Origin of the sequence: Clostridium sp. AF34-13, assembly GCF_003477845.1 — a bacterium.
GTDB lineage: Bacteria > Bacillota > Clostridia > Lachnospirales > Lachnospiraceae > Butyribacter > Butyribacter intestini.
On record NZ_QUEB01000008.1, the window covers coordinates 90,468 to 104,383 of the forward strand.

The 13,916-nt window shown below is 31.8% G+C and carries 15 protein-coding genes; all 15 read left to right on the plus strand.

What is annotated here, in order from left to right:
• Positions 1-83: 83 nt before the first annotated feature.
• The 15 genes from DWZ63_RS15685 (at position 84) to DWZ63_RS08315 (ending at position 13,899) form a co-directional block, all read left to right on the plus strand.
• Positions 84-242, plus strand: coding sequence for a hypothetical protein (locus DWZ63_RS15685; RefSeq protein WP_182431470.1), 159 nt, complete (start codon positions 84-86; stop codon positions 240-242).
• 158 nt (positions 243-400) lie between these two features.
• Complete coding sequence (locus tag DWZ63_RS08255; RefSeq protein WP_118499499.1) at positions 401-1,261, plus strand: phosphatidylserine decarboxylase; 861 nt, start codon at positions 401-403, stop codon at positions 1,259-1,261.
• A gap of 101 nt (positions 1,262-1,362) precedes the next feature.
• Positions 1,363-2,991 carry a hypothetical protein gene (locus tag DWZ63_RS15690; protein ID WP_182431471.1) on the plus strand — a complete coding sequence of 543 codons (1,629 nt, stop codon included), beginning with the start codon at positions 1,363-1,365 and terminating at the stop codon, positions 2,989-2,991.
• Positions 2,992-3,019: 28 nt separating this feature from the next.
• Positions 3,020-4,216 carry a DUF3880 domain-containing protein gene (locus DWZ63_RS08265; RefSeq protein WP_055945979.1) on the plus strand — a complete coding sequence of 399 codons (1,197 nt, stop codon included), beginning with the start codon at positions 3,020-3,022 and terminating at the stop codon, positions 4,214-4,216.
• A gap of 217 nt (positions 4,217-4,433) precedes the next feature.
• On the plus strand, positions 4,434-5,012 hold the full coding sequence (locus DWZ63_RS08270) for an accessory gene regulator B family protein (protein ID WP_055945982.1): 579 nt from the start codon (positions 4,434-4,436) through the stop codon (positions 5,010-5,012).
• Positions 5,013-5,289: 277 nt separating this feature from the next.
• Complete coding sequence (locus DWZ63_RS08275; RefSeq protein ID WP_082440835.1) at positions 5,290-5,430, plus strand: cyclic lactone autoinducer peptide; 141 nt, start codon at positions 5,290-5,292, stop codon at positions 5,428-5,430.
• A 64-nt stretch (positions 5,431-5,494) separates the two neighbouring features.
• The gene (locus DWZ63_RS08280; RefSeq protein WP_055945985.1) at positions 5,495-5,938 is read left to right on the plus strand and encodes a hypothetical protein; all 444 of its coding nucleotides are present in this window, start codon (positions 5,495-5,497) and stop codon (positions 5,936-5,938) included.
• A 51-nt stretch (positions 5,939-5,989) separates the two neighbouring features.
• Positions 5,990-6,814 carry a hypothetical protein gene (locus DWZ63_RS08285; protein ID WP_055945988.1) on the plus strand — a complete coding sequence of 275 codons (825 nt, stop codon included), beginning with the start codon at positions 5,990-5,992 and terminating at the stop codon, positions 6,812-6,814.
• Positions 6,814-7,461 (plus strand): ATP-binding cassette domain-containing protein, encoded by a 648-nt coding sequence (locus DWZ63_RS08290; protein ID WP_055945991.1) that lies wholly within the window; start codon positions 6,814-6,816, stop codon positions 7,459-7,461. Before DWZ63_RS08285 ends, DWZ63_RS08290 begins: the two co-directional genes overlap by 1 nt.
• Positions 7,448-8,485 (plus strand): hypothetical protein, encoded by a 1,038-nt coding sequence (locus tag DWZ63_RS08295; protein WP_055945994.1) that lies wholly within the window; start codon positions 7,448-7,450, stop codon positions 8,483-8,485. Before DWZ63_RS08290 ends, DWZ63_RS08295 begins: the two co-directional genes overlap by 14 nt.
• Positions 8,486-8,519: 34 nt before the next feature.
• Positions 8,520-9,251, plus strand: coding sequence for a hypothetical protein (locus tag DWZ63_RS08300; protein ID WP_055945996.1), 732 nt, complete (start codon positions 8,520-8,522; stop codon positions 9,249-9,251).
• 76 nt (positions 9,252-9,327) lie between these two features.
• Positions 9,328-9,570 carry a hypothetical protein gene (locus DWZ63_RS15960; protein ID WP_243020533.1) on the plus strand — a complete coding sequence of 81 codons (243 nt, stop codon included), beginning with the start codon at positions 9,328-9,330 and terminating at the stop codon, positions 9,568-9,570.
• A 95-nt stretch (positions 9,571-9,665) separates the two neighbouring features.
• A complete protein-coding gene (locus DWZ63_RS08305; RefSeq protein ID WP_243020535.1) occupies positions 9,666-11,711 on the plus strand; it encodes an SIR2 family protein in 2,046 nt (681 codons plus the stop codon).
• A 146-nt stretch (positions 11,712-11,857) separates the two neighbouring features.
• The gene (locus DWZ63_RS08310) at positions 11,858-12,601 is read left to right on the plus strand and encodes a LytTR family DNA-binding domain-containing protein (protein ID WP_055945999.1); all 744 of its coding nucleotides are present in this window, start codon (positions 11,858-11,860) and stop codon (positions 12,599-12,601) included.
• A complete protein-coding gene (locus DWZ63_RS08315) occupies positions 12,601-13,899 on the plus strand; it encodes a sensor histidine kinase (protein ID WP_118499501.1) in 1,299 nt (432 codons plus the stop codon). Before DWZ63_RS08310 ends, DWZ63_RS08315 begins: the two co-directional genes overlap by 1 nt.
• The last annotated feature ends 17 nt before the right edge of the window (positions 13,900-13,916 follow it).

A 13,916-nucleotide genomic window follows, 5' to 3' on the forward strand; every position in this document is an offset into this window, starting at 1 on the left:
GCATTTAATAAATTCATAAACCTGCCAGCAGGCTGTCAGCAGGGGCATTTTTATAGTGTCCCTGTTTTTTGTAGGAGGAAACATTGAGAGGACTAAAGTTATATGAAATCAATCCAAGATATATAAAGTATCTGTCGCAGTATCAGGAACATATATTTATTTCGGATGGCGAGTATCGTTTGGCTGATATAAATGGCACAAAAGACCAGCAGTATAAATATTTGATGCAGGTTGAAAATTGAGAGATTAAGAGGCAAAAAATAGAATTCTAAAAAATGCAGATATTGTGTATAAGCATAAGCTGCATAATGGAACATCGACACCGCTTGCAAAAAGGACAAATGATTTTATTAAATTGGAAAAATGTTATAAACAATATAACGGATGAATGGAGTAAAAAATGGAATTTGAAAGAATAAATTGCAAATTACAGCAAAACAGTCAGGACAAATTACTTGAAAAAATGTATAAAAGTGATATAGGAAAGCAGTTATTAAAGGTACTTACAGGCAAAGCCGTGTCTGAACTTGGCGGAAGGTTTATGGACAGCCCGCTTTCAGTACCGGTAATAAAGCCATTTATCGAAAAAAACAATATTGATATGTCACAGTATGAAGAAAAAGGATATAAAAGCTACAATGATTTTTTTACCAGAAAGATTAAAGAGGGTGAGAGAGTCTTTGATTTGACACCGGAGTTTTTGTGTTCGCCATGTGACAGTAAACTTACGGTTTATAATATAGATGAAAATTCAGAGTATGAGATTAAGGGCACAAAATATTCATTTGAAAGCCTTACAAGGAGCAAAAAGCTCGCTGATTATTACAACGGCGGTCATATGCTTGTTTTCAGGCTTTGCGTCGATGATTATCACAGATATTCATATGTGGATAACGGTTATCTCGGACCGGTAAGAAGAATAAACGGTGTTTATCATACAGTAAACCCTGTTGCTATAGAAGCCGGAAATGATATATATAAGGAAAACACAAGGGAGTTAAGTGTTTTGCACAGCGAAAATTTTGGCAAGATACTTCAGATAGAAGTAGGTGCGTTGATGGTTGGACGGATTGTCAATAATGATGAGAAATGCCACGTGTCAAGAGGGCAGGAGAAAGGTCGTTTTGAATTTGGCGGCTCTACGGTTATACTTACATTTGCAAAAGACATGGTAAAGATTAAGGATGAGATAATCAAAAACTCAGCAGAGGACTTTGAAACCATTGTAAAGATGGGGGATGTTATCGGAGAGAAATTTTAACACTATCAGGTAAGTACACAATAGTGTTATGTGCAAGCAGCAAAGCGGATTGCTAATATACGCTTAGCAAGAGATAGAGAGATTAAAAAGGAGCAAGATAGATGGAAACACCAATCTGTGATTTTGTGAAAGAATACGCCGACAACGGCTTTTCAAGATTTCATATGCCGGGGCATAAGGGCAGAAAATTTATTGGTTGTGAGAAATACGACATAACGGAGATAGATGGTGCAGATGTATTAAGCCATGCAGATGGAATAATAAAGAAAAGTCAGGAAAATGCGGCAAAACTATTTGGAAGTGGTGCTTCTTTTTATTCAACAGAAGGCTCCTCACAGTGCATAAAAACGATGCTTGCCGTTGTTTTTGCCGATTACAGAAGAAAGCTTTTGCATGAAAAAACAGACAAGCCGGAAAATCTTAGTGAAGCAAAAAAAACAGATAAGTCGGAAAAGCTTTGTGAAAACAAAAATACAAGTGCGAGGCCTTTTTATGAGAATGAGATAATTGAAAAGCCAGAAGCAATAACAGAGCGTGCATATGTACTTGCAGCAAGAAATGTCCACAAGTCTATGATAGATGCACTTGCACTTCTTGACCTTGATGTGGAATTTATCTATCCCAAAGATGCGGACAGCATATGTGTGAGTATGGTGACACCGGCGGACATTATGGAATATCTTGAAAAAGTATCAGACAATACAGAAATAAAGACGGAGGAAGTTGAAATAAAATCAGACAATGCCGAAAGGGATGATATAAAGTTATCAGATACAGAGCGAAAGAACATATGTGGAAAAGATAATAAAAGAAATATGCTGCCGATGGCAGTATATATAACTTCTCCTGATTATCTCGGAAATACCGCCGACATAGAGGGAATATCAAAAGTATGTGAAAAATATGACATTCCATTAATTGTCGACAATGCACACGGGGCATATCAGGCATTTCTTGATGAGGAAAAATACGGAAACATTCATCCGATAAAAAGCGGAGCAGCCATATGTTGTGATTCGGCACACAAGACACTTCCGGTTTTGACAGGCGGAGCGTATATTCATGTTTCAAGGAAATATAAGGAAAGATTTGCACCTTATGTCGCATCCTACATGACAATGTTTGGCTCGACAAGTCCTTCATATCTGATAATGCAGTCACTTGATATGTGTAACAGATATATTGATGAAAAAATCAGACATGAATTAAGTGAATGTATCGGACGGATAGAAAAGACAAAAAAAGTTCTTGTTGAAAATAATGTAAAACTTATGGAAACAGAGCCGCTTAAGATAGTTATAGATACTGCGGCAGCAGGTATGGAGGGTGGGAAACTCGCCGAAGAACTTAGAAAATATAAGATAGAATGTGAATATGCAGACAAATATTTTGTTGTATTGATGATAACACCGCAGAATGATGAGAAAGATTTTGAACGGCTTGAAAAGTGGGCAGTTAAAACTAAGTATAAAAGAGTGGCGAAAAAGAAAATAGAACCTAAAAAACTTATATTGCACAGGGCAGAAAGAGTGATGAGCATAAGAAAAGCGGCATTTTCGCCGTACAGGAAAATAAAAGTTTCTGATGCCGGTGGCAGTATATGTGCATCACAGACAATAGCGTGTCCTCCGGCAATCCCTATAGCCGTGTGCGGCGAGAGGATAGACCAAAATATGATAAGTATATTTGAGGAGTACGGAATAGACTATGTAAATGTTGTAAGTTATTGATTAGGTAATTGCGAAAGGCGGATTAAAGATGAACATTTTATTTCCAACATGGAAAAGTTTTGGAGTTGAAGATATAAAAGAGACATTTGAAGAATTGGGACATAAGGTATCTTTATATGAAAGAGAACCGAAAAATTATCGCATTGACCCAAGATACAAATCAGAAATAAAAAAATATATTAAAGAAAATGACATAGATGCTGTGTTTACATCAAATTATTATCCGGTTATATCAGATGGCTGCAATGACATTAAGATACCGTATCTTTCATGGTGTTATGACAGCCCGCTTATACTTACATATTCAAAATCAGTCTTTAACGAGGTAAACAGGATTTTTATATTTGATTCGCTGATGGTTCAGGAACTTAGAAATCTGGGTGTGAAAAATGTCTGGTATATGCCTATGGCAGTGAATGAAAAAAGGCTTGCAGATTTAAGTATTTCACCGCAGGACAGAAAGATTGTTGAGAGTGATGTTTCATTTGTCGGCAGGCTTTATACGGAGGAACACAATCTTTATGACAGAATGGAACCAAAACTTGATGATTATACAAAAGGCTATCTTGAGGGGATAATGGAGTCGCAGAGAATGATATACGGCTACACATTTATTGAAGAACTCCTAACACCTGATATAGTGGAAAAAATGATGGCTGCAATGCCTATAAAAGTGCAGGAAAACGGGATGGAGAGTATAGAATATATCTATGCAAATTATTTTTTATGCCGCAAAATGACACAGCTTGACAGAACGGAGATATTCAGTTATTTAGGTGAGAAACTTCATGAAATAAAGCTTGAAAACGGAAGAAATATAGCTCCAATGAAACTTTACACATCAGAGCCGACACCACAGTTAAAGGGAATAAAAAACATGGGCGAAGTCCACTATATGTATGAAATGCCGCTTGTATTTAAGTACAGTAAGATAAATCTCAACATCACGCTAAGAAGCATAAGAAACGGAATACCGCTTCGTGCAATGGATATAATGGGTGCAGGAGGATTCTTGCTGACAAATTATCAGAATGATTTTTCAATGCACTTTGTGGATGGGGAAGATTATGTTAGTTACAGTGACAGAGAAGATATGCTTAACAAGATAAAATATTATCTTGAACATGAAGACGAGAGAAAGATGATAGCAGAAAACGGATGCAGAAAGGTGAGAGAGGAGCATACATATACACAGAGGCTGTCGGAGATAATTGGGAGTATTTAACACTATGATGCAGAACTTGTCAAACGAGGGGTGAGAGCAGAAAACATCCATCACTATGGTTTTGCGTTTAGAGGTAAAGAGGTGCTAATAGACGGACGGTAGATGTTTTCGGAACAGTTCCCAAATCTGCAATAAAATTCCCAAATCTGCAATATCTATTGAAAAGATAAATGATAAATGGTATCTTCTGGTAAATCAAACAGGAGGTATTTGAGGGATGATTGACAGATATATAAATCTTTTGATAGACAGAGGAATAATATGGCAGGGAGAAGAAGAAATATATAAGTATAAACTGACTTGTTTTCTTGAAAAAACATTTACGATAAGTATAATGATATTGATAAGTCTGATTTTCAGACAGACCATCAGTATTGTTATGTTTATCGTATCTTTTTTTTGGCTGAGAAGCAGAATGGGTGGCTTTCATCTTGATTCTTTTAAGGGGTGCTTTGTAGGCACCATAGGCACAGAGATAGTGCTTATACTTCTGATAAAATATCGTGTCGTACCGCTCATTATATCGGAAATATTGTCTGCAATCGCGGCAGTTATCATCTTTATTTTAGGGGCATCAAACCATCCCAATATGAATTATGACAAAGACGAATACCGTTTCAATAAAAAATATGCAAGACTTATAGTAATCGTAGAATTTTCGGCAATTCTCTTTTTTATCGGATTAGATGTATCAGAAATATATATCCAGGCAGTGGAATATTCGATTATACTTTCAGCGGTACTTCTTGTGATGGCATTTACAATGGGTCAGCATAAAAAAGTTTATTATTCATAAAAAAATTGTAATTTCGACAAAAAATTCCCAAATATGCAATAAAATTTCCAAATCTGCAATATCTATTGAAAAGTGAAAAATTAAGTGATATTTTTCTATTGCAGCGAAGATGAAGAAATTAAAGAGAAATTAATTTTAGTATGTAATCGCTGCACTGTGGGTCATAAAAAATGATGTGCCGGCAGAGATTTTTGTGATTTTGTGGGATGAAAACAGGAGAAAGACATTATCATAGATTTGTGACCCACCAATACAGAAGAAAGGAGAGTATAAGATTATGGGAATTAAAGACAGTGCATTAAAAATTTCTGGTTCTGTTCTTAAGAAGATGGTTGAAAAAGAACAGCAGAAGAAACCAGGATGTATGGGATTTTTGCATCAGCCTAAAAGACCGGCAACACTTAAAAAGATAAAGTAATAGCTGCTAAAAATTAAAGAAGAACCTCTCACCTTTTACCTCTACCCAGGTGAGGGAGTTCTTGATGGGATGGGTAGAAGAAAAGGAGTATTCTATGAATGATAGAATAAAGAAATTGGTTGCCAAAAGTACTATAATTGCATTGTGTGCATCAGTATTGGCGGGAAGTTCTGCATTTGCAAAAAATGGAGACATTAATAATATTAAGGTGAAATACGGTAATGGTGAAGAAGCAGCTAGTACATTGACAAAAAATGTTAGTAGACGAAATGGTTTTGTCAATTTGAAGGAGGATGCTAACAGTCGATGGATTACGGCAAGAATGAAAAAAGGAAAAAAAGTAAAAAAAAGTTATGTTGCCGGATCAGTAGTTTTACAGGAAGGTACGAGTGCTACATTTACCAATAGCGGAGTTGCTAATACTAATTACACATTATATATTACACGGACATATAAGGGGAATAATCCTGTTTCATATGTTAATGGGTATTGGAGAGCTGATTATTAAAAGTGTTGTGATTTTTTAATTAGTTTTGTTAATTACAGACAGGGGGACAAGATGAAAACGATTACTAAAGAAAGAATAAAAAATCCATTTTTATTTATTGCCGTTTTATCATTGATTACAGTTTTAATAGTTTCGTGGTTGTTTGGAAGTGAATTTCTAACGGTTATAACATACAGCGAGGATTATATAAAAGCTAATGGTGGAATGTCAAAAAAAGAATATCTTAATATGATATTGCCGCAGATATTGTCATGGGAAAATTCATGGATGGGTGCTTTTACATATCTTGTAAATTTTTTTACCTTGTTCCCTTGTTTGGTTGTTTTGGAATTTTCAAAAGAACTAAAGGGATATTTTCCCCATGCAGTGATTTATATGAAAAACGGAAATATGTCAATAAGAAAAGCGTGCATATTTTATGCAATACTTGGCGGAATTGTAGTATCGGTGTCATTGCTTCTTGGAGACATTATGCTTGCTCCGTTTGCTAAGGCGGCACTTACGGATATTGGTGGGGCAGATGATTTTTTTCCTAAAAATTTTTATGTACTTCATCCTTTTTTTGTTTTTAATACTCTTGCATGTACAATATATTTTTTAGCAGGTTTTGCTTTTGCCTTTATGGCATGTAGTGTTGCAATATGGAAGAATGATGCAGTTTTTATATTAGGCATTCCGTTTTTATTTTATCATTTGGAAAACTTTATTTCATCACAACTTGGTGGTTTTATGCCGTTATGGTCTGCTGATAGTATAGTTGCATTTAATACACCACATAACATTTTAGAGCTTTCATTGCCGTTGCTGATAATAATAGGGATAAGTATTGTGATGATTGAGGTAAAAATACATTCCAGGAGAGGAGTGATTGAATAATGTCAGGTTATATTGAATGTAAAAATTTGACTTTGCAGCTAAAAAATCAAAATAAAATTCTTGATAATATAAATATTTCTATGGAAAAAGGAAAAGTTTATGGATTTGTAGGGAGAAATGGCTGTGGAAAAACAATGCTTTTTAGGACTATATGCGGTTTTGTAAAGCCGGCAGCAGGTGAAATTATTGTAGACAATTTGAGAATAGGAAAAGATATTGAATACATAAGAAATACAGGGGCGTCAATAGGAGAATCTGATTTTTTAAGACATTTGAGTGGATATGAAAATCTTAAACTGCTTGCAGAGATAAATAATAAAATAACTGATGAGGAAATTTTATCTGTGTTAAAGAAAGTAAATCTTTTTGAGGAAAAGGATAAAAAATTTAAAAAGTATTCAGTTGGAATGAAACAAAAGTTACGAATAGCTCAGGCTATAATGGAAGAACCTGAGATATTGATATTGGATGAGCCGTTTAATGGGGTAGACAGGGAAAGTGTGTTAAAAATAAGAGAATATTTAAATGATTTAAAAAAGCAGAATAAAACAGTTTTGCTTGCAAGTCATATGAGTGAAGATTTGCAAGTATTGTGTGATCATATTTTTAAGATGGAATTAGGGAGAATTATAGATGAAAATATATAAATTGGTTCAGTATATTGGAATTTTATCATTTGGCATAATGTCTGTGATAGTAACAGGGTGTTCTAAGACTGGAATAGGTGGGAATAAAGAACTTTTTGAAAAAATGGAAATGAAGAGTGTTGAAGATAATGAAAAACAAAATAATTCATATGTATTTAAAGTTAAGTCAGAGAAAATAAAAGACAATTTGCTGTCATTAGGGTTCAATCTTGATGAGGAACAAATGGAAGAAGACATGAAAAATTGTTTTAGGTTGAAAGAAAAAGGTAATCTGTTTGTGATTGAGTTATTTGACGATATCTTGAATAAAAAAGCAAGTGGGTGCAAGGATATTGACATATATTATTCAGAGAAAATGATAAGAGATAATAAAAAAGAAAATAAAAGGTTGTTAAAGGCAATTTTTGAAGATATAGGGTATGAGTATAAAAGTATTGTTTTTGATAAATTAAAAGAGATGTTTGAAAAAAAACAGAAAGACAAGAGTATAGATTTAAAATATAATAATAAAATACAGTTAGAGTATAGCTGGGAGGGAGATGAGATTAAATTAAGGATAGTTGCAAACGATTTTGCAAACGAACAGGAAAAAACATTTGATTTTAATCGGAATGATGTTTGGGATAAATTAAAAAGTGAAGAAATAGTAGTGTCAGAGATTAAATCAAAAGGTGAGTTGGATTTTGTGAAAAGGATGTTGACATTAAAAAACAAAGTAGCCACAGTAATAATAAGAGACAATCAAGAGAAAATTGGTAAAGAAACTAGCACAGAGGCAATATATATTCAAACAACATTAGTGAGCTTAAAAGATGATAATGGAGTTTTAGAAAACTGTAGGATTTTAGGTTGTATTTTAAATATGGTATGTAATAATATTTCTAATAATAAGATAGAAAAATACATTTTACAGCTAAAGGAGCTTAAAAACGACAATGCTTCAAAAGAAATAAAATTAGAAGATGCTTCAATGATTATGAATAATAATTCAGGAAAAATAGAAATAAGTATAATTCCAGAATAAAGATGACTTGGAAGGTAATGAAACGGAGTTTGATATGAATAAAAAGATTACATATAAATATCTTATATTAAATTATATTGAGATGTTGTGTTGTGGTATTATCAGTGGGCTGGTATCATTAGTTGTGACCAATTCATATATAAATCAAAATATAGAAAATATACTGAAGAATAAATATTTTGACTATATTATAAATGTGATATTTTTTAATGATGGATATAAAGATATTGCATATATGAATGGAAGTATAACTAAGTTATTGACAATATTGTTGTATTTTTATATACCGCCATTAATGTTTCTCTTATATAAATATTCAAGGGAAACAGAAACATATTATCCAATGATTATGGTAAGGCTTAATTCGAATAAGGAGGTAATAAAAAATATAAGAAAAAGACCATTTTTTTTATTTTCTGTGTATGTTGTGGGATTTATGGTGTGTGTAGTATTAATAGGAAATAATATGTGTGAAATATCAATGAATAGTAGCATATTACATGATATTTTGATGTTTTCAATTTTAAGAATTGTAGTATTGACAGTATTTGGTAATATATTATTTTTAATCTATATAAAATATGGCACGGGAATATCATTTTTTATGGTAAATATATTATTTTTAATTATGTCAATGACAGATATAAATATAGAAAAAGTAAATATTTTGTTATATCATCCAGGGAGATGTTACATTGAAAATATAATTACATTATGTATTATATTATTATTTATTAAAATTATGCAAAATAAGAGTATATTATAAACAAAATATGCTATATATGTTAAAAGCAAACAAATATTTTGGGGTAATTAAATTTATTTTAGGAGGATATAATTACATGAGATTTGATAATGAAGAATTATTTAAGGAATTAGTAAAAAAATATGGAATGAATTTGTTTGTAGGAGCAGGGTTTTCTGTTTATGCTTATAATGAGGATAAAGAAAGTTTACCGTTAGGTGAAGAAATAAACAAAAAATTGATAAAGCTTTTTTCGTTAGATAACGGAAGAAAATTTAATTTGAGTAAAACATGCCAAAAGATAAAAATAAATAATTCAGATATGTTGGAAAAAAATTAAAGGATATATATACAGTTGAAAATTTTGACAAGGAATATTTCAAAATAACAAGACTTCCGATAAAGAATATTATAACTGTAAATATAGATAATTTGTTGGAAAAAATATATGATTCTCAAGAATCTTCAGTAAACATATCGGATACGGCAATTTATGGTTCATTGGAGAAAGAGAAAGTTGTTAGTTTATATAAACTGCATGGTTCAGTTACTTATCCTGTTGGTAGTAGAATGTCATTTACAGAAACAGAATTGACAGATTTATTTATTAGAGATAATAAATTGTTTGAAACAGTTTCATTTAAGCTTTCTACAGCACCTACTATATTTTGGGGAACCAAGTTAAGTGATAACAACATTATGCAAATAATATGTAATAGTGAAGCTTATGCAAAATCATCGATGCAAAGATGGTTAGTTGTTTATCCTGACGAAAAAAATAAAGAATTTATTGAAGATTACATAGATTTGGGGTTTAATATTATAGAAGCTGATACTAAAGAATTGATTAATTATCTTGGAGAGCAGAGTTTTGCAAGGGTCGACGAGGGGGATAAAAATATATATAAAGAGTATAGGGACAAGTTCCCAACAAGTTTTATCTGCAATGAGTTAAAAAAGTCGGGTGTAAAACGTCCGGTTGTGGATTTTTTTGCGGGTGCAGAACCTATTATCTCAGATATAGTATCTAGTAATGTTTCTAGAACTTCATATTATACTGTTTTGTTAGGTACAATATTAAAGGGGAATATTACTTTAATAACTGGAATACCAGGCTGCGGAAAGTCTACATTGTTAATGCAATTAGCCTTTTCGAAGGAACTCAGTGGTAGAAAATTTTGGTTTAACAATATTATAGAGCAAGAAGCCGTAAAACTTGTGAATCTTGTAAGAGATGATGAAAACGTAACTGTTTTTATTGACAATTTGTATAATAATGTAGATGCACTTAAAGTATTAAGAAAAAATGAAAATATTAAACTAGTATTAGCGGAAAGAGCATTAAATTATGAATATGTCAAGCGTTTTTTAAATATTTCATCAGATAGAATTGTGGACATTAGTGAACTGAATAAAAATGATGTACAAGTGATATGCAAGTCTATGAATCGTTCAAGTTCAGATGCATTTGATTTAATGGCATCAAATGAAAATATATCATTATTAGAAATTGTATTTTATACCGCAACATCAACACAAATTCAGGAGAGAATAAAAAGTTATGTGAGAGATTTAAAGGAATATAAGGATAATAGCTTAAAAATTGATTTACTGGAATTATTTGTATTGGTTAATTATACAAGTTATTGTGGAATACCATGTTCAATGGATATGATGTATTTTTATTTTAGTGATTGTATTGAGTCATATAAAGACATATTATATGCATTGAAAAAGATGAACCGAATTATAGTAGAAAGTACGGATTATGACAGTATTGGAAAAAACCAAGACTACAAAGAAATGAGAAGTAAATTGTTTGCAGAAAAATCATTTAATGTATTGGAGGCAAGTGTAATAGCAAAAGTTATGAATAAGTTTTTGGATAAAGTTGGAATTCATATAATATATAGGTATGATATTTTTAAACGTAGAGCTTATGACGCTGATTTAACTAAAAAAGCATTTTGCCTAGAAGATGGAATTGAATTTTATGAAAAAATATTAAAAAACAATAAATCTCCATATATAAGACATCAATATGCTTTGTTTTTACAGAGAAAAAAAGAGTATGATTTAGCATGGTCGCAGATAGACCAGGCATATACTGAAAGTAAAAAGAAAATTTTTTCAATTGCAAATACACATGCGATTATTATGTTTGAAAGAAATATTATAAGTGAAGCAAGTGATCAAAGGGAATTGGATATGTTAAAGAAAACGATAGAAAAATCGTTTTTAACATTAGAATTTTGCATTACTCAAGATGTTAGAGTAAATTATCATATTTTAACTTATGCTAGAAATGCTATAAGGTATTATGAGAAATATGATTGGGATAATTATGCTGAACAGTATGTTGAAAGTGCATTGAAACAATTGGATATATTGTTAAATTCTGAAGAATATATTTTTCATGGAACATTAAGAGAATTGAAGAATTTACAAAAAAAATTAGTGATGATTAAGAAAAGTATGTGATTTTTATAAATGGCATTTATTATTTTTTATAGATAAGTGCCATTTTTGCATTTCAGTCCATTATTTTGACCTCTCAGTCAGAATTTTGTTCATAATCTCTATTTTGTGTTATAGTTATTGTATAAATCACAAAGGAGGAAACATATTTGGGGACTGATATTATTAAAATAGCTATATGTGATGATGAAAAGGTTATTATAGACAGGCTGCGGGGATATATCGAGAAGCATATAAAAAAAGCAGGATTTCCATATAAGATAGACATTTATCAGTCGGGTGAGGAGTTTGCAGCTTTAGAAAAAGCTATGAGCGGGTATGATATTGTTTTTATGGATGTGAATATGAAAGAGATGGACGGGATAAAAACGGCTGAAGATCTAAGAAAATACAGTGACAGGACATTTCTTGTATTTGTGACCGGTTTTATTGAGTATTCACTGGCAGGATATAAGGTTGATGCCATAAGATATATAATAAAAGATGAGACAACTATAGAATCTGACATTATCGAGGCTTTGAATGTTATTTTAGAAAAAATGGGAAGAAGCGTCCATGAGCTTGTATATGATTTTGTTGAACAGAGAGAAAAAAAGGTAAATATTGACAACATAGTCTATATTGAAAATTTTTTACATAGGGCGTGTTTTCATTTAGTTGAGAATGACAGCGAAAAAGAATATACAGTTTATAAAAAGCTGAATGATATAGAGCAGGAGATTAAAGAGGAGAAGTTTGTCAGGATTCACCAGAGTTTTATCGTTAATATGGATTATGTGTGTGATGTAAAGAGATATTATGCAAAGCTTGTAAATGGAAGGGAACTTCCGGTATCAAAACAGAAGTATAAATCCGTTGCCAGTGAATATATAAAGCAGAGAGGAAAATTATAATGAATGTTTTACAGAGTTATCTGATTATACTTATTGAAATGTCATGCTTTTTGATATTCAGTTCGTCGTTTTATAAACCCGAGTTTAGATTTAAAAAATGGACGAGAGTTGTCTATGTATTTATTATGGCAACGCTGGTTCTTATTGTAAGTGATGTTTTTGGACAAAGTCCTATACTAAAACAGATATTAAATATAGTCATTCTTGTAACCGTGAGTATGATTATGGAAAAGAAAAAGTTTGAAAGGGCAGTTATAGTATCAGTTTTATTTATATTCTTGCTGCTTGCTGCTGATATAATAACAATATTGATAGATAGCAATGTATTTAAAATTGATACAAATGGCTCATATAGTATAAATGTGTTTGTAATACTGTTGAGCAAGTCGGTATTGTTATTGCTTATACTTATCTTCAAAAAATGTATGAGCAGAAGATGGCTTGAAAGTGTCGAGACAACAGATGTATTCTTTTTGATGATATTTCCCATCATATCAATAGCCTGTATTTTATTTACACTTAAAATAGAAATCGCAGTAAAGTTTCAAAATGAAATGCAATTTGTCTGGATAGTTATGGTAAGCCTTATAGCAATGAACATACTTGTGATATTTTTTATGGATGACATTGCTGAAAAAGCAAAGTTAAAGCGGGAAAAGCTTATGTTTGAGATGGATGTAAAGAAACAGCAGGAAATGTATGAGTCGCTCGAAGAGAATGTAAAGCAGCAGAGAAGTATATCACATGAATATAGAAATAACCTTTTATATATTGGGGGACTGCTTCAGAAAAAAGAGTATGATGAACTTTCGGATTATCTGAAAAAGTTGAGCGATGGAAATATGGCAGGGGAAGATGTCATAGATACAAATAATTCGGTGGTAAATATTATATTGAACACAAAATATTACGAGGCAAAGAGGGCAGGAGCTTCATTCATATGTAAAATAAATGACCTGGCAGGAATTACGATGATGGAGGGGGAGCTTATTTTAGTTTTGTCAAATCTTTTAAATAATGCCATCGAGGCAGTTGAAAAATGCAATGGCAGAAAGATGATAAAGTTAAAGACCGTTATTGAAGATGAAAAATTTATTGTATCCGTGAAAAATACTTTTGACGGAAATCTTAGAAAAGACGGGGAGAGATTTCTTTCGACAAAAAGAGAAAATAATGAGCTTCATGGTATAGGTATAAAAAATGTTATAAAAGTAGTTGAAAAATATGACGGATTTTATCTGTTTGAGCCGGAGGGTGATGAGTTTAGTGCGATTGTTATAATTCCGATGGATTTTTAGGGAGAATGATGAGAGAA